The sequence below is a fragment of the Streptomyces sp. NPDC048211 genome (assembly GCF_043202315.1).
In the GTDB taxonomy this organism is placed as follows: domain Bacteria; phylum Actinomycetota; class Actinomycetes; order Streptomycetales; family Streptomycetaceae; genus Streptomyces.
In genome coordinates this window covers 33,384-53,178 of record NZ_JBIDAD010000011.1, presented here as the reverse complement: position 1 = coordinate 53,178, position 19,795 = coordinate 33,384, and the positions used below count along the sequence as shown (strand labels likewise).

18 protein-coding genes are annotated in these 19,795 nt (G+C 70.9%); 1 reads left to right on the top strand and 17 read right to left on the bottom strand.

Annotated features, from left to right (window positions below; all coding sequences use genetic code 11):
- Positions 1-115 precede the first annotated feature (115 nt).
- The 10 genes from ACGFZA_RS32455 to ACGFZA_RS32410 form a co-directional block, all read right to left on the bottom strand.
- Positions 116-313, bottom strand: coding sequence for a hypothetical protein (locus ACGFZA_RS32455; protein ID WP_385277230.1), 198 nt, complete (start codon positions 311-313; stop codon positions 116-118).
- 170 nt (positions 314-483) lie between these two features.
- Complete coding sequence (locus tag ACGFZA_RS32450; protein ID WP_393683834.1) at positions 484-1,356, bottom strand: ABC transporter permease; 873 nt, start codon at positions 1,354-1,356, stop codon at positions 484-486.
- Between the two features lie 135 nt (positions 1,357-1,491).
- On the bottom strand, positions 1,492-2,283 hold the full coding sequence (locus ACGFZA_RS32445) for an ABC transporter permease (protein ID WP_393683832.1): 792 nt from the start codon (positions 2,281-2,283) through the stop codon (positions 1,492-1,494).
- Positions 2,280-3,404, bottom strand: coding sequence for an ATP-binding cassette domain-containing protein (locus tag ACGFZA_RS32440; protein ID WP_393683830.1), 1,125 nt, complete (start codon positions 3,402-3,404; stop codon positions 2,280-2,282). Before ACGFZA_RS32440 ends, ACGFZA_RS32445 begins: the two co-directional genes overlap by 4 nt.
- Positions 3,405-3,512: 108 nt before the next feature.
- Positions 3,513-4,520: a winged helix-turn-helix domain-containing protein gene (locus tag ACGFZA_RS32435; RefSeq protein WP_385277223.1), complete on the bottom strand. Its 1,008-nt coding sequence runs from the start codon at positions 4,518-4,520 to the stop codon at positions 3,513-3,515.
- Positions 4,517-6,052, bottom strand: a complete 1,536-nt coding sequence (locus tag ACGFZA_RS32430; protein ID WP_393683828.1) for a methyltransferase — start codon at positions 6,050-6,052, stop codon at positions 4,517-4,519. The genes ACGFZA_RS32435 and ACGFZA_RS32430 overlap by 4 nt, the downstream gene beginning before the upstream one ends.
- 156 nt (positions 6,053-6,208) lie before the next feature.
- A complete protein-coding gene (locus ACGFZA_RS32425) occupies positions 6,209-6,853 on the bottom strand; it encodes a small secreted protein (protein ID WP_385277219.1) in 645 nt (214 codons plus the stop codon).
- 278 nt (positions 6,854-7,131) lie between these two features.
- Complete coding sequence (locus ACGFZA_RS32420; protein ID WP_393683825.1) at positions 7,132-9,567, bottom strand: sodium-translocating pyrophosphatase; 2,436 nt, start codon at positions 9,565-9,567, stop codon at positions 7,132-7,134.
- A 581-nt stretch (positions 9,568-10,148) separates the two neighbouring features.
- A complete protein-coding gene (locus ACGFZA_RS32415; RefSeq protein WP_385277215.1) occupies positions 10,149-10,622 on the bottom strand; it encodes an ATP-binding protein in 474 nt (157 codons plus the stop codon).
- A gap of 471 nt (positions 10,623-11,093) precedes the next feature.
- Positions 11,094-11,447 (bottom strand): STAS domain-containing protein, encoded by a 354-nt coding sequence (locus ACGFZA_RS32410; RefSeq protein WP_003967428.1) that lies wholly within the window; start codon positions 11,445-11,447, stop codon positions 11,094-11,096.
- 78 nt (positions 11,448-11,525) lie between these two features.
- Between ACGFZA_RS32410 and ACGFZA_RS32405 the strand changes: the two genes are divergently transcribed.
- Positions 11,526-14,102 (top strand): DEAD/DEAH box helicase, encoded by a 2,577-nt coding sequence (locus tag ACGFZA_RS32405; RefSeq protein WP_393683823.1) that lies wholly within the window; start codon positions 11,526-11,528, stop codon positions 14,100-14,102.
- Positions 14,103-14,105: 3 nt separating this feature from the next.
- Here ACGFZA_RS32405 and ACGFZA_RS32400 read toward each other — a convergent pair whose 3' ends face one another.
- The 7 genes from ACGFZA_RS32400 to ssd all read right to left on the bottom strand — a co-directional run bounded on the left by ACGFZA_RS32400 (position 14,106) and on the right by ssd (position 19,312).
- On the bottom strand, positions 14,106-14,540 hold the full coding sequence (locus ACGFZA_RS32400; RefSeq protein WP_393684150.1) for an Rv3654c family TadE-like protein: 435 nt from the start codon (positions 14,538-14,540) through the stop codon (positions 14,106-14,108).
- Between the two features lie 119 nt (positions 14,541-14,659).
- A complete protein-coding gene (locus ACGFZA_RS32395) occupies positions 14,660-15,007 on the bottom strand; it encodes a TadE family type IV pilus minor pilin (protein WP_385277211.1) in 348 nt (115 codons plus the stop codon).
- 100 nt (positions 15,008-15,107) lie between these two features.
- On the bottom strand, positions 15,108-15,305 hold the full coding sequence (locus ACGFZA_RS32390) for a DUF4244 domain-containing protein (RefSeq protein WP_385277209.1): 198 nt from the start codon (positions 15,303-15,305) through the stop codon (positions 15,108-15,110).
- Between the two features lie 65 nt (positions 15,306-15,370).
- Positions 15,371-16,228, bottom strand: a complete 858-nt coding sequence (locus ACGFZA_RS32385) for a type II secretion system F family protein (RefSeq protein WP_393683820.1) — start codon at positions 16,226-16,228, stop codon at positions 15,371-15,373.
- Positions 16,225-17,106, bottom strand: coding sequence for a type II secretion system F family protein (locus tag ACGFZA_RS32380; protein WP_393683818.1), 882 nt, complete (start codon positions 17,104-17,106; stop codon positions 16,225-16,227). The genes ACGFZA_RS32385 and ACGFZA_RS32380 overlap by 4 nt, the downstream gene beginning before the upstream one ends.
- Positions 17,103-18,251, bottom strand: a complete 1,149-nt coding sequence (locus tag ACGFZA_RS32375; RefSeq protein WP_385277203.1) for a TadA family conjugal transfer-associated ATPase — start codon at positions 18,249-18,251, stop codon at positions 17,103-17,105. The genes ACGFZA_RS32380 and ACGFZA_RS32375 overlap by 4 nt, the downstream gene beginning before the upstream one ends.
- Positions 18,248-19,312 carry a septum site-determining protein Ssd gene (gene ssd, locus ACGFZA_RS32370; protein ID WP_385277409.1) on the bottom strand — a complete coding sequence of 355 codons (1,065 nt, stop codon included), beginning with the start codon at positions 19,310-19,312 and terminating at the stop codon, positions 18,248-18,250. Before ssd ends, ACGFZA_RS32375 begins: the two co-directional genes overlap by 4 nt.
- Positions 19,313-19,795: the final 483 nt, after the last annotated feature.

Genomic DNA, 19,795 nt, shown 5'->3' with positions numbered 1-19,795 from the left:
GGGGGGCGAGGGGCGGGCGGCCCGGGCGTGTTCCGGGGCGGGCGCGGGCGGCCGGGGCGGGAGCGGGCTCGGGTGCGGGCTCGAGGGCCGCCCGGATGCGGACCCGGACGGGGGTTCAGATGTGGCGGAGGCACCACACCCCGAGGACGAGGAAAAGTACGCCGAACACAGTGGCGAGTGCGGTGGAGACGGCGGGGCTCACCCCGTGCGCCACCGGCGCACGGTGCAGCACGCGCGCCCCCGTCCACAGCAGCAGCGCGGCGCCGAACAGCGCGAACACCGTTCCGGCGAAGACTGCGGGTCCGCTCTCCATACCCGTACGCCTCCCTGTCCCCCTGGCGCGGCCCGGCATGGTCTGCCCGTAGGTGCCGCCCGGTTCCGGGGAGACTCCCACTGCGGAACGTCGCCGACGCGAACGCCGGGTGAACAGCCGAGCCCCAGGGGGCCACCTCGGCCGCGCGTGCGCGGCGACCATGGCCGAATTCACATCACGTCGAGGGTCGCGCGCCGCCTGCTGCCCCGTTCGAACACCTTCAGCAGGACGACGGCGAGCACGATGTACCCCGCCCCCGTCGCAAGCTCCGCGGCGATGCCCCGGCCGTCGAGACCTGCGCCTGCGGACAACTCACGTGCCGTTTCGGCCGCGTGGGTCATCGGCAGGACGTCCCCGACGGCCCGCATCCAGTCCGGCAGCTTCTCCCGCGGCACGTTCGCGCCGGTCAGGAGCAGGAGCCCGGAACTGGCCACGTTCGAGATGAGGAAGACGTCACGGAACCGCAGTCCCAGCGCCCCCAGCGCCAGACCGAAGGCGGAACATCCCGCCGCCGCCGCGAGGAGAACCGCCGCCAGCCCGGGCAGGGCCCCAACCGGAATCCGGAGCCCGAGCAGCAGACAGGCCACGGAGAGCGTGAAGACGCTGATGACAAGGCCGTTCAGTACATAGGGCAGAGCACGGCCGAACCAGAGCGGAGCCCGGTTCCGGGGGCTCAGCAGCACAGCGCCGAGCGTCCCGTAACGGCGCTCGTTGGCGATGGCCATCGTGCCGCCGTACACACAGGCGGTCGACGCGGAGACGACGGCGTTGCCGAGCAGATAGAACCGGTCGTCGGCGACGTGGAGCTCTCGCCCCAGGAAGACGAAGAACAGCAGTTGCAGCAGTGGCCCGACCAGCAGGGTGCCGATGAACATGGGCGGCGTCGTCCAGTTGAAGAGGGCCCGGTAGGACAGGCCGCCACCGATCACGACGAGCCGCAGAGCGGAGACGGCCCTCAAGCGCAGGCTTCGGACGGGGGCGGGGACGAGGGCGGGGCCGGAGCCGGGGTCCGCGACGGCCGGAGCCGGTGTGAGCGCAGGCATGTGGGCAACTCCTGGGGTGGGGCGGGAAGCTTCGAGGAAATTCAAGGGCTGACGCCTCGGAACCCGGCCGCTTCAAGGACAGACGGCACGGGGCTCGGCCGCTTCAGGGGCGTACGGCACGGGGGCTCGGCGGATTCAGGCGAGGGAGAGGGTGGCTGCGGCCCGCGCACGCTGCTCGACCCGCCCCAGGACCAGGACGGCGGCCACCGCGTACACCGCGCCGAGAGCGAGGGCCACGGTCATCGGGACCAGCACCCCAATGGTCTCCGCCCCACCCGAGGTCGCCGCGTGCACCGCCCGCGAACCCCAGGTGGTGGGCAGCGCCCAGGAAACCGGACGCGTCCAGTCCGGCAGCACGGTGACGGGCACGAGCATCCCGGACAGCAGCCACACGGGGGCGTCCAGCGGGTTGGCGAGTGCGTTGGCGTTGCGCAGCAGCACGAACGTGGCGGCGAGCAGCAGACCCATCATCCCGAGCGACACGACACACACCGGCACGGCGATCAGGAAGAGCAGCGGGTGCGCGAAGTCGAGCGGTACGTCGAAGAGCACGGCACCCCAGAGCACCGTCGCCCCCATGGCGTACGTCCCGATGACGGCGGTGGCCAGGGTGATCGGCAGCAGGACGAGGGAGAGCGGGGTGGGTGAGGCGACCAGAGTCTCCAGCGTGCCGAGCCAGCGCTGGTTCTGTACGGCCCCGCCGGATCCGAAGAGCACCGAGGACCAGATGCCCATCAGCCCGGCGCCGACGGCCGCGGTGAGCAGGTGGTCGGGGTCGTCGGCGGCGCGGAAGAGATAGACGGCGAGGGTCGCGTACACGAGGGGTACGAGGACGGCGAAGGTGATTTCGAGCGGTGAACGGCTCATGTACGAGACGTGGGTACGCACACCGACGACGATCAGGCGCAAGGCCCGGGCGGGCGTCATGCCGCGGCCCCGTCGATGGACCCGACCGTCTCGGCAGCACGACGGGCCTCCGCCGCTTCCTCCTCCGCCGCCGGTGCGTCGGCTGCGTCCGGCGGACCGTCCTTCCCTCCTTCCACCGGGACACCCTTCCCGCTCGCCGCCGGAACGCCCTGCTCCGCCTCCTCGACGATCGCGATGTAGGCGTCCTCCAGCGTGGGTTCGCGGGTGACGAGCCGTCCCACCCGCACACCGTCGAGCGCCGCCAGCACCTGCCCGTGCAGCTCCGCGCCGCGTTCCGTCTGCACGATGACGGCCTGTCGGCTGCCCCGGTCCTCGGCAGCCACCCCGTGCACGCCCGCCAGGGCACGGATGCGGTCGAGATGTTCCTCGCCCGCCCCGTACGCCTCGATCTCCAGGACGTCGCGCTCCTGGACCCGGGACTTGAGCCGGTCCGGAGTCCCCAGCGCGCGGATCGTGCCGCCGGCGATGACCGCGATCCGGTCGCACAGCTCATCCGCCTCGGCCATGTAATGGGTGGTCAGCAGCACGGTGGTGCCACCGGCCCGCAGATCGGCGACGGTGCGCCGCAGATCGCGGGCCGCCACCGGGTCGACACCGATGGAGGGTTCGTCGAGGAACAGGACCTCGGGCCGGTGCAGGAGTCCGCGTGCGATGTGCAGCCGCTGCCGCATCCCGCGCGAGTACCCCTCGACCCGTTCCCTCTCCCGGCCGGTCAGGCCCACCAGATCGAGCAGTTCGACGATCCGCCGCTTCTGCTCGCGGGGTTCGACGGCGTACAACTCGGCGAAGTAACGCAGATTGTCCAGGGCGGAGAGCCGGTCGTACAGGCCCCGGTCGCCGCCGAAGACGTAGCCGATCCTCCGGCGTACGGCGACGGGGTCGGATGCCACGTCGTGACCCAGGACCCGGGCGGTCCCGGAGGTGGGCAGCAGCAGGGTGTTGAGCATCTTGATGGTGGTGGTCTTGCCCGCCCCGTTGGGACCGAGGAGCCCGAAGAGCTCGCCGCGTGCCACCTCGAAGGACACGCCGCGCACGGCTTCCGTCTCGGTGCGACGCGGACGCAGGAAGCCGGTCCGGCTGGTGTAGGTGCGGCGCAGGTTCTTCGCCTCGATCGCAAGCATGGCGGGGACGCTAGGACCGGAGGCACCGCGCTCGCCATCAATTCGGGGGCCACCGAATCGTCCCGGGCCCCCTGTCGCGGCGCCCCGCCGAGTCCACCCGCATGCCCCTCAGGACACTGCGCGCAGCACGTCCTCCCCGGACAGCAGCGCGAGCAGGGCCCGCCCGGTGTCCGTGAGCTGGTAGTACACGCTGCGGCCGATCCGGTGCCGTGTGACGACATCTGCCTCGGCAAGGACCGACAGATGCTCCGAGACCGTGCTCGGCGCCAGCCCCAGCCGGTCGGCTATCCCGGCCGTGGTGAGCGGTCCGCCGAGCTGCCGCAGGACCGAGGCACGGCCCCGGCCCAGCAACAGCCCGAGCCGGTCACCGCTCTCGGCGCGCTCCGCCGGCCGTTCACGCAGCGCACCCGCGCCACGGGCCTGGAAGGAGACCGTCAGGACTTCGGGGTCGTCGGTCGAGTAGAGCCGGCAGCCCTCGGCGAAGACGAGCGGGACGAGCAGCAGCCGACGCTCACCCGCCCGGTACTCCGCGTCGATGTGCTTCGTCAGCTCAAGGACCGGCGGCGTCCACTTGGCGCGGCTCTCCAGACCGGTGAACAACGCGTCGATGCCTTCGGTGGCGAAGGTCCGGGCCCTGATGAGGACCTCGTCCTCGACGAGCCGGCGCATCGTGGGCCAGTGCGCGGCCATCGCGCCTTCCCAGTACGCCGCGTACGCATCGGCGAGGGCCGAGCAGGCTGCCTCGGGGTCCACCAGGTACGGCCGGACGCGGGGATGGTCGTCGAGCCCCGCATAGTGCTCGGCGATCCCGGCCCGTACGACATCGGCGGGCGTCGCCCGGACCGTGTCCAGCTCCGCATCGACCGAAGCGGCCCCGACCGGACGCGGCAGCAGGAAGTCCGGGAAGTTGTTCGGGCCGTCGATCAACAGCCGCAGCGCATCGGTCCGCTCGTCCTCCCGCAGCACTTCGCGGGCGCGCACCACCCACTCCTCGTAGGGCCGGGAGGGGGCGCGGTGCGGCATCGTCAGATGCAGGCTGCAGAACGCGTCCCACAGCGGGCTGATGGCGATCCGGGTCGCTCCGAGCGATGCCTCGTCCAGCTCGATACGGATCATCCGGCCATCCGCCCGGCCGGGGGCAGTGGCTCCAGGAAGCCCTCTTCGACCAGGAGCCGGATGGCCTGCGGGGTGCGGTCGCGCAGCTGCACCGGGTCCTCGTTCATCAACTGGGCGATCGCGTCCAGGATCCGGCCGGCGGGCAGCGATCCGTCGCACACGCCCGCGAATCCGGCACCGACCGCGTCGACCTTCGTCGCGCGTCGCATGCCGCGGTTCTGACGCAGCACCACATGCTCGGGATCCTCGGCCCCCGGCAGCCCCACCTGCTCCTGCACGACCTCGGCGGCGAGGGTGAAGTGCGCGGCCAGCAGCCCCGCGTCGTCCTGCTCCCGCAGGTAGTCCTGGCGGGCGAAGTGCGCCTCGACGGCCGGTCCGAGCGGCTGCTCCACCGCGTGCGGCCACTCCTCGATCACGATCGAGGGCTCTCCGGCGGCAGCCGCGGCGGACTTCCGCAGCGTGATCCAGCCGAAGCCGACCCCCTTCGTCCCGTGGGCCTCGAACTCGTCCAGCCAGGCGTCGTACCGCGCGGTGTACTCCGCGGGGTCCGTGCGGTGGTCGCCGCTGTCGCGGAGCCACAACTCGGCGTACTGCGTGACGTCCTGCACCTCGCGCTGCACGATCCAGGCGTCGCAGCCGTGCGGGATCCAGGACCGCAGCCTGTCCTGCCACTCCTCGTCCTCGGTGTGCTGCCAGTTGGCCAGGAAGTGGGCGTAGCCGCCGTCATTGAGCCGGTCGCCGGTCTGCTGCACCAGGGTCCGGCACAGGTCGTCGCCCGCCATGCCACCGTCGCGGTAGGTGAGGCGGGCGCCGGGCGAGATGACGAAGGGCGGGTTGGAAACGATGAGGTCGTACGTCTCGGTGCCGACGGGCTCGTACAGGGACCCCTCGCGGAGGTCGGCCGGGGCGGCGCCGGACAGGGCGAGGGTGAGCCGGGTGAAGTCGAGGGCGCGCGGGTTGAGGTCGGTGGCGGTGACCCGAGTGGCGTGCTGCGAGGCGTGGAGCGCCTGGATACCGGAACCCGTGCCGACGTCCAGTGCGGAGCCCACCGGTCGGCGGACGGTGATCCCGGCGAGTGTGGTGGAGGCCCCTCCGATGCCGAGGACGACGCCCTCCTCGTGCGAACCGATCCCGCCCGCGCCGCCCACCGCGCAGCCCAGGTCGGAGACGATGAACCAGTCCTGGTCCTCCGGCCCGCTGTACGGCCGCACGTCGACCGTCGCCCGCACCTCGCCGTCCGACTCGGTCAGCCAGCCGTCCGCCACGCATTCCTCCAGCGGCAGCACGGCGGCCGCACGCCCGGCGGGGACCGGGCGCTGGAGCAGGAAGAGGCGCACGAGTGTGTCGAGCGGCGCGTCCCCCCGGGTGGCACGCAGCGCCGGAACCGTCTCGCTGCGGGCGAGCGCGGCGTAGGCGGGTGCGCCGAGCAGGTCAAGGAGCCCGTCGGCGGTGAAGGCGGCGGCGAGCAGGGCTGCGCGAAGCCGGGTCGCGTGGTCTGCTGCGGGAAGGCTGGTCTTACTCACATGCCCCATTGTGACGGCTCCCACTGACAACGGCAGCGGCCCGGCGGCCCACCAGGGGCCGCCGGGCCGTCCGTACGCCCGTCGGGTGGCAGGCGTACATCCGCTGTGACAGCCGCGCGGCTGCCCTCGAAGGGGCCCGCGGCCGAAGCCGCGAGCCGCCCCCGGTTACGACTTCTTGCTGGGCGAGGCGGAAGCCTCCTTGGACGGCGTCGCCTCGGTGGACGGCTTCGCGTCCTTCGAGGAGGCGGCCGAGGGCGCTGCCGAGGCCGTCGGCTTCTGGCAGCCCTTCTGCTTGGCCATCGCGGTACCGACCTCGCCGGACTCAAGCTTCTTCTGCGCCTGGTCCCCATTGGTGCTGATCTTGTTCAGCTCGTCCGCGATGCCCTTGAGGCCGTCGGCGAACTTCGCCTGGTCCTTCGTGTTCAGGGCGTCGACCTTCTTCTGCAGATCCGCGTAGGCCACGGAGGAGGCGTTGAGCTCCTTCACGGCCGCCTTCTGCGTGGCCTCACCGTCGTCGACCGGCGGCGGACCCGCCGCGTCGACGGCCGTGCCCAGCGCCTTGTACGCCTCCGAGATCTGCTGGAAGGCTGCCGAGTCGGCCTTCTGGACATCGGCGGGCTTGCTGTTGTCGGCGGTCTGCTGCTGGATGGAGGCGTTGGCGTTCGCGATCTTCTGCAGCTGGGGCTGGAACTGGTCACAGACCTTCTTGGCCCAGTCGTTCACCTTGTTGTCGCTGTCGTCGCTGCAGCCGGACAGCGTCAGTACCAGTACCGCACCGCCGGACAGCGCGGCCGCAAGCTTCTTGTTCACCGGATTGGTCCCTTCCAAGGCTCTCGGCCCCGGAACTTACACGCCGAGCGCCCTCCATCCGGGTGCCGGTCGCCCGATGGATGGCCTTTTGCAGCCATTTGCACCAAGGGAAATGAGGGAGATACAACTCACCCACACGGCCCCCGAGCACGGGAACACCTGAACGATCCACCACCCGTGCGGATATGCACACGGGCGGACGCGGCATCAGAAAGCCGCGCCCGCCCATGCTCTGATCCGGCGTCGCCCGATGACGGCGTACGCGGTGCGGATCCCTCCTACGGAGCGGCCGCCGGGTCGGCCGGCCTCGCAGTGGCCTCCCCGCCTCCCTCTCCGGAATCGCCGTCGTCCCCCACCGCGATCCCCCGCCGCTTGGAGACGTAGACCGCGCCGACGATGATCCCGATGGCCAGCACCGCCACCACCGCGCGCACCGCCGCGCTCGCGTCCTCGCCGTAGCTGAACTGCACCACCGCGGGTGCGATGAGCAGGGCAACCAGGTTCATCACCTTGAGCAGGGGATTGATCGCCGGCCCGGCCGTGTCCTTGAACGGATCGCCGACCGTGTCACCGATGACGGTCGCGGCATGGGCGTCACTGCCCTTGCCGCCGTGGTGACCATCCTCGACGAGCTTCTTGGCGTTGTCCCACGCACCGCCGGAGTTGGCGAGGAAGACGGCCATCAGCGTCCCGGTGCCGATCGCGCCCGCCAGATACGAGCCGAGTGCGCCGACACCGAAGGTGAAGCCGACCGCGATCGGCGCCAGCACCGCCAGCAGACCGGGGGTGGCCAGCTCGCGCAGCGCGTCCTTGGTGCAGATGTCGACGACGCGCCCGTACTCCGGCTTCTCGCTGTAGTCCATGATCCCGGGGTGCTCACGGAACTGTCGCCGCACCTCGTAGACCACGGCGCCCGCGGACCGGGACACCGCGTTGATGGCGAGCCCGGAGAAGAGGAAGACCACTGCGGCACCGAGGATCAGGCCGACCAGGTTGTTGGGCTGGGAGATGTCCAGACTCAGCCCCATCTCCCCGGCCGAGGCGCCGACGTCGTCGACCGCGGTGGCGATCGCGTCACGGTACGAACCGAACAGCGCCGCCGCCGCCAGGACGGCGGTGGCGATGGCGATGCCCTTGGTGATGGCCTTGGTGGTGTTGCCCACGGCGTCCAGGTCGGTGAGCACCTGCGCGCCGGCCCCGGTGACGTCGCCGGACATCTCGGCGATGCCCTGCGCGTTGTCGGAGACCGGGCCGAAGGTGTCCATCGCGACGATGACACCGACGGTGGTGAGCAGCCCCGTACCGGCCAGCGCCACGGCGAAGAGCGCCAGCATGATCGACGTACCGCCGAGCAGGAACGCCCCGTAGACCCCGAGCCCGATCAGCAGCGCGGTGTAGACGGCGGATTCCAGGCCGATGGAGATACCGGCGAGCACGACGGTCGCCGGTCCGGTCAGTGAGGACTTGCCGATGTCCCTGACGGGACGCCGGGTGGTCTCGGTGAAGTAGCCGGTCAGCTGCTGGATCAGGGCTGCCAGCACGATGCCGATGGCGACGGCGACCAGCGCGAAGACCCGCGGGTCCCCGCCGTGCGAGGTGATGGCCGTGTCCGTGACCCCGTCCAGTTCCGCGTACGAGGAGGGCAGGTAGGCGAAGACCGCTACGGCCACCAGCACGAGCGAGATGACGGCGGAGATGAAGAACCCGCGGTTGATGGCGGTCATCCCGCTGCGGTCGGCGCGGCGCGGGGCGACCGCGAAAATGCCGATCATCGCGGTGACCACACCGATCGCCGGCACGATCAGGGGAAAGGCCAGCCCCGAGTCTCCGAAGGCGGCCTTGCCCAGGATCAGTGCGGCGACCAGCGTGACGGCGTACGACTCGAAGAGGTCGGCGGCCATGCCCGCACAGTCCCCGACGTTGTCGCCCACGTTGTCGGCGATGGTGGCGGCGTTGCGCGGGTCGTCCTCCGGGATGCCCTGTTCCACCTTGCCGACCAGGTCGGCGCCGACGTCGGCGGCCTTGGTGAAGATGCCGCCCCCGACCCTCATGAACATCGCGATCAGCGCCGCGCCGAGCCCGAATCCCTCCAGCACCTTGGGCGCGTCGGCGGCGTAGACGAGGACCACGCAGGAGGCGCCGAGAAGCCCGAGCCCCACGGTAATCATGCCGACCACGCCACCCGTACGGAAAGCGATCTTCATCGCTTTGTGCGAAACCTCGGTGAGATCCTTTTCCGGTTCGCCTTCCGCGGGAGTCGCTTCCCGCGCGGCGGCTGCCACCCGGACATTGCTCCGTACGGCCAGGCGCATGCCGATGTATCCGGTGGCTGCCGAGAAAAGGGCACCCACCAGGAAGAACAGCGAACGGCCCGCGCGCTGCGACCAGTTGTCGGCCGGAAGCAGCAGAAGCAGGAAGAAGACCACGACTGCGAATGCGCCGACGGTACGCAACTGCCGGGCCAGATAGGCATTCGCGCCCTCCTGGACCGCCGCCGCGATCTCCTTCATGCGCTCGCTGCCCTCGCCCGCCGCCAGTACCTGGCGTACCAGCAGCCGGGCGACGACCAGTGCGGCGACGGCGACGACCGCGACGACGATCACGATGACACGGTTGTCATCGGTGAGTACTGCGGCCGCGAGAGTGGTGGGTGGGTCGGAAAGTGCGGAAAACTGCGTCAGTTCTTCCAGTGGTGTGGTGCCGAACCCCGCCATACGTCCTCCTTGACGCTCAGCGCTCAAGACGTGGACGGATTGTAGGGAGCGGAACACGATCAAAACAGTGCGCGGTAAATGTAATTGACCTTCATCCACCGAACGGCAATTGATCGAGTTCTCCGCCTGGACCGAATGCAGTAATGGGGCGGGCGCATTTCCGCACAACCACCCAGAGGGGCAGAACCGAAAAAGGCCCTGCTCAGCAGGGCCTCGGAATCAGGATCAGGGATGGGTTCCGTCACCCGGCTACGCCGTCGGGGTGACCGAACCACCCCAGAACCCCGAGCCGCCACGACGAAGAACGGCCGGCCGCCGTCCGGCGTCTTCGGCCAGCTCATCTCACGGGAGACCGGGTCGGCAGTCGACACAAGGACGTCGGCAGTCGACTCAAGGCGCGGTGGTCACCACCGGCGGCGGGTGCACAGCACGGTGACCAACGTCGGCAGCCGGTGCGGAGCACGGTGATCGGTGACCGCCCCGGCCCGACGCGCGGGGCCGATGGCCTTCGGCCGGTTCACAGCACGGCGTCCGGTGTGCGCCCCGGGCTCAAAGCACGGTGGCCGGCGTGCGCCCCCGGCTCACAGCACGGTGGCCGGCGTCTTCGGCCAGCTCATACGGATCACTCCGCCGTCCGCACCGGACCTGACCTCGACGTCGTCGACCAGACCGCTGATGACCGCGAGACCCATCTCGTCCTCGCCGTCGCCTTCGGCGTCCGGTTCCGGCTCATCCAGTCCCACCCCGGGCGTGGCGTCGCCGCGTCCGGATCCGACACCGGGCACGGACCCGTCGGCACCCGGGCCGGGCACCTCGTCGCCGACCTCGATGGAGAAGGACTTCTCCTCCTCGATCAGGACGACCGTGACAGGCGCTGTGATGCCGTGGCTGCGGTGCAGCCCGACCGCCCGGCTGCAGGCTTCCCCCACGGCGAGTCTGACCTCGTCGAGCACGGCCTCGTCGACCCCGGCCCGGCGCGCCACGGCAGCCGCCACGAGGCGGGCCGTTCTGACGTGTTCGGGCTGGGCGCTGAAGCGGAGTTCAACGGTGGCCATGCGATCCCCCTCGAACGTACGTGTGTGCATCCACAGGAGCCGGACACGCGGCCCTGTACTCCTGACTCTGTCTGCGGAAACCGCTGACCGATCGGCCGAACCACCGGGCCGACCGCGCCCCGGCCATCCAGCTGACGCGCAGCCGCCGTCCGACAATCGTCCGACGGTGGTTCGGCAGTTGTTTCGCCAGCCGTTCGGCAGCCGTTCGGCAGTCGTTCGGCAGTCGTTCGGCAGTCGTTCGGCAGTCTGCGAAGCGGTGATCCGAATCGCATGGCGACCGGTCCGTCGGCCATCAGATGAATGTCAGCCGCAATCCGCCGAACGAGTGACGAAGGGGTGTCGGACACCGGCCGCCGGAACCATCGGCCGCCGATGCACGCCCACCGCCGATCCGGCGGCCCTGGTGTGGACCGCCGTCGCACCGACCACCGCCGGACCGGCCCCAGGGCCGGCCCGACCGCGGGCGGGACGTCAGTCGGTCGCCGCCACGGCCTCATCGACCGTGGTGTGAATCGGGAACACCTTGGTCAGACCGGTGATGCGGAAAATCTTGAGAATGCGCTCCTGGTTGCACACCAGTCGCAACGAGCCCTCATGGGCCCGAACACGCTTCAAGCCGCCCACGAGCACGCCGAGGCCGGTGGAGTCGAGGAAGTCGACGCCTTCCATGTCGACAACCAAGTGGTAGCTGCCGTCATTCACCAACTCGACCAACTGCTCGCGCAGCTTGGGCGCGGTATACACATCAATCTCGCCACCGACCTCGACGACCGTACGGTCGCCACCAGGGCCGGACACATTGCGAGTCGACAAGGACAGGTCCACGGATCCTCCAGCACCTTGCTATCGAGCGGTCGCCCCTCGGTCTCCCCGGCGGAGCCAGGGGACGGATCGCCAGCCGCGATGGCATTCAATCACTTACGGGCAGCCATGCACGACGCCTTGGGACCATTGTCCGTCTCGCCAGTGACACACTCGGTGCCGATGGCCAAGAATCACCGCCCCAGTCGACCGCCCGAGAGCAGGGCTTCCCGCCCCTCTCCCGACATGGTCCTCGACCGGCTCGCCGCAGGGGCGGGCCGGTCCGCGCGCATCACTCATACGGAGCACTTGCCCCCGCGCACGGGAACCCATGCCATCTGGCCCGATCGCATCCGTCCGGAAGTCATCGCCGCCATCCAGAAGGCCGGCATCGATCATCCATGGGCCCATCAGGCCGCAGCGGCCGAGCACGCACTGGACGGCGAGTCGGTCGTGATCGCCACCGGTACGGCGTCCGGCAAGTCCCTGGCCTACCTCGCCCCGGTCCTCAGTGCCCTCCTGGACGGCTCCGAGGCCCCCAACGGCCGTGGGGCGACCGCCCTCTACCTCGCCCCCACCAAGGCCCTGGCAGCCGACCAGCGGCGCTCGGTGAGGGACCTCGCGGCTCCCCTGGGCAACGGGATCCGGCCCGCTGTGTACGACGGAGACACCCCGGTCGAAGAACGCGAATGGGTACGCCAGTACGCCAACTACGTCCTCACCAATCCCGACATGCTGCACCGGGGGATACTCCCGTCCCATCCCCGCTGGTCCTCCTTCCTGCGCGCCCTGCGCTATGTCGTCATCGACGAGTGCCACACCTATCGCGGTGTCTTCGGCTCGCATGTCGCCCAGGTGGTGCGCCGGCTACGCCGCCTGTGCGCCCGCTACGGAGCCGATCCGGTCTTCCTGCTCGCCTCCGCCACTTCCGCGGAGCCGTCCGTCGCGGCCGGCCGTCTCACCGGCCTCCCGGTCACGGAGGTCGCCGACGACGCCTCCCCGCGCGGCGAGCTGGTCTTCGCCCTGTGGGAACCGCCGCTGACGGAGCTGTCCGGCGAGAAGGGCGCCCCCGTGCGTCGAACCGCCACAGCCGAGACCGCCGACCTGCTCACCGACCTGACCGTGCAAGGAGTGCGTTCCGTCGCCTTCGTACGCTCACGGCGCGGCGCCGAGCTCATTTCCGTCATCGCCAAGGAACGCCTCGCCGAGATCGACCGCTCTCTGCCCTCCCGGGTCGCCGCCTACCGCGGGGGTTATCTCCCCGAGGAGCGCCGCGCCCTGGAGCACGCTCTGCATTCCGGCAGCCTTCTCGGTCTGGCCGCCACCACCGCCCTCGAACTCGGCATCGACGTCTCCGGCCTGGACGCGGTCGTGATCGCGGGTTACCCAGGCACCAGAGCCTCGCTGTGGCAGCAGGCCGGCCGCGCAGGGCGGGCCGGCCAAGGCGCCCTCGCCATCCTGGTGGCCCGCGACGACCCGCTGGACACCTTCCTCGTCCACCATCCCGAAGCGCTGTTCCAGCAGCCTGTGGAGTCGACCGTCCTCGACCCGGACAACCCGTACGTGCTGGCCCCCCACCTGTGCGCCGCCGCCGCCGAGCTGCCGCTCACCGAATCGGACCTGGCCCTCTTCGGCCCAGCCGCGGCAGAGCTGCTGCCGCAGCTGGAAACCGCGAAGCTGCTCCGCAAGCGGGCCTCGGGCTGGCACTGGACCCGGCGGGAGCGGGCCGCCGACCTCACCGACATCCGGGGCGAGGGCGGCCGCCCCGTCCAGATCGTCGAGGAGGGCACCGGCAGGCTGCTGGGCACCGTCGACGAGTCCGCCGCGCACACCGCCGTCCACGAGGGCGCCGTCCACCTCCACCAAGGCCGCACCTATCTGGTCCGGAAACTGGATCTGGAGGACTCGGTCGCGCTCGTCGAGGAAGCCAATCCGCCCTACTCGACGACCGCCCGCGACACCACCGCCATCGCCGTCCTGGAGACCGATACCGAGATCCCCTGGGGGGACGGGCGGCTCTGTTACGGCTCCGTCGAAGTGACCAATCAGGTCGTCTCCTTCCTCCGTCGCAAACTGATCACCGGCGAGGTGCTCGGCGAGACCAAGCTGGATCTTCCGCCCCGCACGCTGCGCACCCGGGCCGTGTGGTGGACGGTCACCCAGGACCAACTCGACACGGCACGGATCAACCCGGAGATCCTGGGCGGCGCGTTGCACGCCGCCGAACACGCGTCGATCGGAATGCTGCCGCTCTTCGCCACCTGCGACCGCTGGGACATCGGCGGAGTGTCCGTGCCGCTGCATCCGGACACGCTGCTGCCGACCGTCTTCGTGTACGACGGCCACCCCGGCGGCGCCGGTTTCGCCGAACGCGCCTTCCACACCGCCCACGACTGGCTGGCCGCCACACGCCAAGCGATCGCGTCCTGCGAGTGCGAGGCGGGCTGCCCGTCGTGCATCCAGTCCCCCAAGTGCGGCAACGGCAACGAACCGCTGCACAAACGGGGCGCCGTCCGCCTGCTCACGGAACTCCTCCGGTCCGCCCCACCCGGCCCGGGCAGTGCGGACAGGATGCCCGGGCCGCACCGGGCGGACAGGACGCGCGGGGCAGGCGGGGCAGACACCGCGGAGGAGTCAGGTCCTGCCGGGCAGTCCGGCTCCACGGGGCAGTCCAGCTAGCTCTCAAGAGGAATTCAGCCCGCTGGTGGCACCAAGTTCTCCAGAGGAACCAGGTTGTCCAGAGGCACCGGGCTCTCCGAAGGAATCGGGTCCTCCGGAAGTGCCGGGCTCTCCGGAGGAACCAGGTTCTCCAGGGACACCTCGCTCTCCGGGGGCCTGAGCGGGCACCGCGGTCACCGGACCCGCCCGGGACCTGACCTGCGGCGCGTACGGCCCACGCCTGACTCGGGCCGTCACATCGGCAATCTCCCCCTGGACGGTGCACCGCACCACCTCCGCTCCCTGCGCCGCAGCCACCTCCCTGGCGGACCGGCAGGCCGCGGCGGCCCCCTCCAGAGCGCGGTCGGCAGCAGCCAGCGCGGCCAGGTCGGCCGCGCCCCCGGCCCGATGCCGAACCACCACCACCTGCCCGAGAGCCAGAACCACCGCGAAGACCACACACAGCGCCAGCGCGGTCACCGCAGACCACACGGTCGCCAGTCCTCGATCCCGCCCCTTCCCGCGCACACCCAGCCGATGCGACCCCAGCGCCGGCCCCCGGGGGCGGCCGGGCCGCGTCACGGCGCCGCCCCCGCCGCGTCCTGGGCCTCCACCGCATCCTCGGCTGCCGCCGCGGCCTCCGCGCTCAGTGCCACAGTCAGCGGCCCGGGGCCGGGCGCCGACGCCGCGACGGTGACCCGCCACAGATCCCCGGCCCGCTCCACCTCGACCCGGGCCCGGTCGGGTGCCGCAGAGAGTGCGGCCTCCCTCACCTGCGCCTCCGGTTCGGAACGGGCTGCCGCCCGCGCACCGGCTCGAGCCGCGTCCACACACCGGATCTGGGCCGAGGCCGCCATCAGCGCCCACAACAGGGCAAGCGCGAAGATCACCAGCACCGGGATCGCCATGGCCGCCTCAGCCGTCACCGCCCCGCAGTCACCGCACCGCCTCGCCGGTCCGCCTCTCACCCGGGCGTGTCTCTCCCGCCCGCCCCTCTCGCCCCAGCCTTCCGCCCAGGTTCCCTGATCAGAATTTCGCATCGAGTGCGTCCTTCAACAGTGATTGCAACTGAGCCATGACCGGCGCGCTGGTGACGACCTTGTAGAGCACCGCGGCAAACGCACACGCCGCGATCGTTCCGACCGCGTATTCGGACGTCGTCATTCCGACGTCCGACCGCACCTTGCGCGCCACGGTTCGCATCCAGCGCACGACATTCCGCATCACTTCAAACCCCCGTAAATCAATACTTTTTGTGTGAATTGCCTCTATTTATGACTTGTGGAATATCAAGGCTGCAGCAGTCCCCCTGCCAGCCCGATCACCACAGGAGCCACGCCCACGGTGAGGAAGGCAGGAAGGAAGCAGAGCCCGACCGGCGCAGTGATCAACACCGCGGCCCGCTGCGCCCGCGCCACCGCCGCGCTCGCCCGCTCGGCCCTCATCGCCTCGGCCAGCCTCGATACCGGCTCCGCCGCGGGAGCGCCGGTCGCACCGGCCCGGTACAGACAGCGCGCCAGAGCGGCGGCACCCGGTATCTCTCCGAACCTCCCCCAGGCCACTGCCGGGTCGCCGCCGAGGCGGATCTCCGCAGCCGTACGCGCGAGTTGCTCACCGACGCACCCGCCCAGCGACGCGCCGACCGCCTCCGCCGCCTCGCGCGGACCGGCCCCCGCAGAAATGCAGGCCGCCAGCAGATCTGCCGCCAGCGGAAGCCAGCGCATGGACTCCTCTGCTCGCGCCGCCTCGTCGGCAGCGGCTCTCGACGCCTGCCCGAGCCGCGTGCGCTGCCACCTCCACGTACCGCAGGCCGCCGCCAGTCCGACCGCCCACCCCGCGGGACCGCCCACCAGAATCCAGCCCGTCAGAACGGCACCCAGCACCGCCGCCCACTGCTTGGCACCGGCGGCGAAGTGCGGCCATCGCATGCGGCCGGCCGCGCGTATGCCGGCCGGCCCGCCAAGGGATCCCGGGCCGACGGGGGACACCGGACCGATGGAGGACACCGCGAGGAGTGCCAGACCTCGCCGCCGCACCCGCTGCCCTGTCCGGCGTCGCACCAGGGCCTGAGCCACCTGCACACACACGCCCAGCACCAGCCCCACCACCCCCACCCTGTGGACAACTTCGGCGACCAGGGCGCTCATGCGACTTCTCCCTTACGGACGATCCGGGTGGCCCAGCACAGCCCGAGCGCTTCCAGCGATCCGCCCAGCACCAGACAGACCAGTCCGGCGGGGCTGTGCAGCAACACACCCAGTGGATCGGCCCCGAGTGCCGCTCCCAGCCCCAGACCCAGCACCGGCAGCAGCGTCAGCACCGCGACCGTCGACCAGGCACCGGCCAGTTGGGCCCGCAGCTCCTCCCGTCGGCGCAGCTCGGCCCGTAACGCGACCTCCAACCGGTCCAGACCGGCCGCGAGACCGGCACCGCCATCCGCTGCCACCCGCCAGCAAGCGGCCACTCCCGCGAGCCCCTCCAAGCCCGGCTCGCACGCCGCCTGCCCCAGCGCCCGCGGGACATCGCCCCCGAACCGGGCCGCGGCCGACACCCCGGGGCCCGCCGCACCCAGCACCCGCGTGCCGTGCACCGCGACCAACAGCGCCTGCCCCGGCTCGTGCCCGGCCCTCAGCTCGCCCACCACGGCGCCGCACAGGTCCACCACGCCCGCGGCACGCCGCTCCCCTTCCCTGCGCAGTTCCCTTCTCCGCAGCCACCGCCGCACCACGGGAACCACGGCCACCCCCGCGATCACCGGCAGCACGGACTCGCCAAGGACGGCTGGAACCAGAGCGACCGGCAGGCACAGCCACTCCCGCCGCCGGCTCAGCCACCCGCGAACCCGACTCCTGCCGATATCCCAGCTCTCCCGAAATGGCGCCTGTCCGACTCCGTCGCCGAACAGCACCCGTGCTCTCCGGCGCCCTCGCCTTCGTTCAACGGCTCCCAGACCGGCAGCTGCTGCCACGCACAGCGCGGCCGCGTACGCCGCTTCCGGCACGCCCGTCGACGCACCACCGCTCACCGCTCGCCCCCGATCAACGTCCGCAGCCGCTCCCAGCCCCGCTCACGCTCGAATCCGGCCGCTCCCCAGCGCAGCGCGGGCACGGTCACCACCAGCCCCGCTCCATCGCGTTCCAGCACCTGAACCTCGGAGATCCTTCGCCGCCCGGTCCGGTCCCGTACGAGATGGACCACCACCGACAACGCTGCCGCCAACTGGCTGTGAAGTGCCGTCCGGTCCAGACCCGCAGCGGTCCCCAGCGCCTCCAGCCGCGCCGGAACGTGTTCGGCGGCGTTCGCGTGAACAGTCCCGCAGCCGCCCTCATGCCCCGTGTTCAAGGCCGCCAGCAATTCGGTGACCTCGGCACCTCGCACCTCTCCGACCACCAGCCTGTCGGGGCGCATACGAAGGGCCTGCCGCACCAGGTCCCGGAGGGTCACCCGCCCGGCACCCTCCTGATTCGCAGGGCGCGACTCGAGGCGCACCACGTGCGGGTGGTCCGGCCGGAGCTCGGCCGAGTCCTCGGCGAGCACGATCCGCTCCCGCTCCCCCACGACGCCGAGCATGCTGGACAGGAGCGTCGTCTTTCCCGCTCCCGTTCCACCGCTGATGAGGTAGGAGACCCGGGCCTCCACCAAAGCCCGCAGCACCCGGTCACCGCCCGGTGGGACCGTCCCGGCCGCAACCAGCTCCCGCAACGAGAACGCCTTCGGCCGGACCACCCGGAGCGACAAGCACGTCGATCCGACCGAGACCGGCGGGAGCACGGCATGCATCCGGGTTCCGTCCGGAAGGCGGGCGTCCACCCAAGGCCTGGCGTCGTCCAGGCGCCGTCCAGCAACGGCCGCCAGCCGCTGCGCCAGCCTGCGGACCGCTCCCGCGTCGGTGAAGGACACCGAGGTGAGTTCGAGCCCGCGGCCCCGGTCCACCCACACCCGGTCAGGTGCGGATACCAGCACATCCGTGACGGCAGGATCGGCGAGCAGCGGCTCCAGCACGCCGGTCCCGATCAGTTCGCCACGCAACTCGTCCGCCACACCCAGCACTTCGATGTCGCCGAGCAATCGCCCCTGGGCCCTCAGAGCCGCCGCCACACCCGCCGGAGTCGGCGCCACCCCGCTCTCCGCCAGCCGCTGCCGCACCGCGTCGAGCAGGGCCTCGGTCATGACGCGCCTCCCCTGGCAGCCGGGCCTCCGGCCGTCTCGCCGGCAAGTGCCCGGTCCCAGAAGGCCGAACAGAACCTGGCCAGCGCCCCACGAGGGCTGTTACCCGGTGGTTCCCCCATGTCCTGTTCGGCGAGCAGCCCCGGCTCCAAGGGGAGTTCACCGGCAAGAGGAAGCCCCATGGCATGCGCCACCCACCGGTCGTCGAGCCCGGACGCGTACGGTCCGCGCGCCACCACGCGAAGGTCCTCCAGCACCATTCCGGCCATCGACGCCACCCGCTTCGCCGCAGCGACCGCCCGCAGTTCCCCGGGCACCACCAAGAGCCCCAGGTCCAACTGCGCCAGCGCCTCGGCCACCGCCTCATCGATCCGGCGCGGCAGATCGACCACCACCACTCCGCCCAGCCTTCGGGCGGCGCCAAGAACCGCCTGCATGGCCTGCGGCGGAATCACGACCCAGTCGTCACGGCCCCAGCTGAGGACGCGCAGCCCGTGCAGCGCCGGCAACGACTCCTCCAGCGCTCCCCCACCGACCCGCCCCTTGGAATGGGCGAAATCAGGCCACCTCATCCCCTCGGCGCGCTCCCCACCGAGCAGCACATCGATGCCCCCACCCAGCGGATCGCCGTCGATCAGCATGGTCCGCTGTCCGGCCCTCGCAGCTGTCACCGCCAGCGCACAGGCCAGGGTGGACGCACCGGCGCCTCCCCTGCCACCGATCACTCCGACGGTCAGCGCGGGCCGGCCGACCCCCTCGGCCGCGTTGGCGATCTGGTCGACCAGCCAGTTCTCCGAATCGGGCAGACGCAGCACATACTCGGCCCCGATCTCCACCGCCCTGCGCCACACCTCGGGGGCATCCTGATCGCGTCCCACGAGCATCACACCGCGCCTGCGAGCCGCCCCGCGGCATCGCGTCGCCGCATCGTCGCCCACGAGAACCATGGGCGCCTGTTCCCATCCCCCTCTGCGGTCCGGCAGCGTGTGATGGACCTCGGGCTCCGCTCCGGCGGCTGCGCACAGCCGCAGCAGATCGTCGAGCAGCTCCACATCCTCGGTCACGATCAGCGGTCCGCCCCGTCGTGCCTCGACTGCCGGCAGACGATCCCGTGCACTGGATTCAGCCACGATCTCCGCCCCCTTCTTCACTCACCTTCACCACGGTTCGCGGCGTTCTCGGAGCGTTCCGAGAAACGGTGATTCCAGACCCGTGGACTTCACGGGTGGAATCACGGTGCAGTGCTTCCGGAAATCGTGTGGATCTTGCTCAAGAACTGTGGACAGCTCCGCCGTTGTGAATAACTCCGTCGCCCACACCAGTGACTTCCGAGTGCAGCCCTTCCGTCACACATCGTGACGATGCATGCTGATGGGAGGCGATCACGCCTGTGGGCCATCACGGCCGAAAAGGAGGAGAAATGCTCGATTCCGAGCGACAGAACCGCGCCCGGACATGCGACGACCCCCGCCGGGGGGGAGAGCGGGGGTCGTCCCCACGGCCGACTCGGGGGGGGAGGAGTCGGACCGGGTTAGCACGGTCGCGAA

Bases quoted from the DNA above. Each gene is read 5' to 3' on its own strand.
- ACGFZA_RS32455 (WP_385277230.1), bottom strand. From the start codon at position 313: ATGGAGAGCGGACCCGCAGTCTTCGCCGGAACGGTGTTCGCGCTGTTC.
- ACGFZA_RS32450 (WP_393683834.1), bottom strand. From the start codon at position 1,356: ATGCCTGCGCTCACACCGGCTCCGGCCGTCGCGGACCCCGGCTCCGGC.
- ACGFZA_RS32445 (WP_393683832.1), bottom strand. From the start codon at position 2,283: ATGACGCCCGCCCGGGCCTTGCGCCTGATCGTCGTCGGTGTGCGTACC.
- ACGFZA_RS32440 (WP_393683830.1), bottom strand. From the start codon at position 3,404: ATGCTTGCGATCGAGGCGAAGAACCTGCGCCGCACCTACACCAGCCGG.
- ACGFZA_RS32435 (WP_385277223.1), bottom strand. From the start codon at position 4,520: ATGATCCGTATCGAGCTGGACGAGGCATCGCTCGGAGCGACCCGGATC.
- ACGFZA_RS32430 (WP_393683828.1), bottom strand. From the start codon at position 6,052: ATGGGGCATGTGAGTAAGACCAGCCTTCCCGCAGCAGACCACGCGACC.
- ACGFZA_RS32420 (WP_393683825.1), bottom strand. From the start codon at position 9,567: ATGGCGGGGTTCGGCACCACACCACTGGAAGAACTGACGCAGTTTTCC.
- ACGFZA_RS32415 (WP_385277215.1), bottom strand. From the start codon at position 10,622: ATGGCCACCGTTGAACTCCGCTTCAGCGCCCAGCCCGAACACGTCAGA.
- ACGFZA_RS32405 (WP_393683823.1), top strand. From the start codon at position 11,526: ATGGCATTCAATCACTTACGGGCAGCCATGCACGACGCCTTGGGACCA.
- ACGFZA_RS32390 (WP_385277209.1), bottom strand. From the start codon at position 15,305: ATGCGGAATGTCGTGCGCTGGATGCGAACCGTGGCGCGCAAGGTGCGG.
- ACGFZA_RS32385 (WP_393683820.1), bottom strand. From the start codon at position 16,228: ATGAGCGCCCTGGTCGCCGAAGTTGTCCACAGGGTGGGGGTGGTGGGG.
- ACGFZA_RS32375 (WP_385277203.1), bottom strand. From the start codon at position 18,251: ATGACCGAGGCCCTGCTCGACGCGGTGCGGCAGCGGCTGGCGGAGAGC.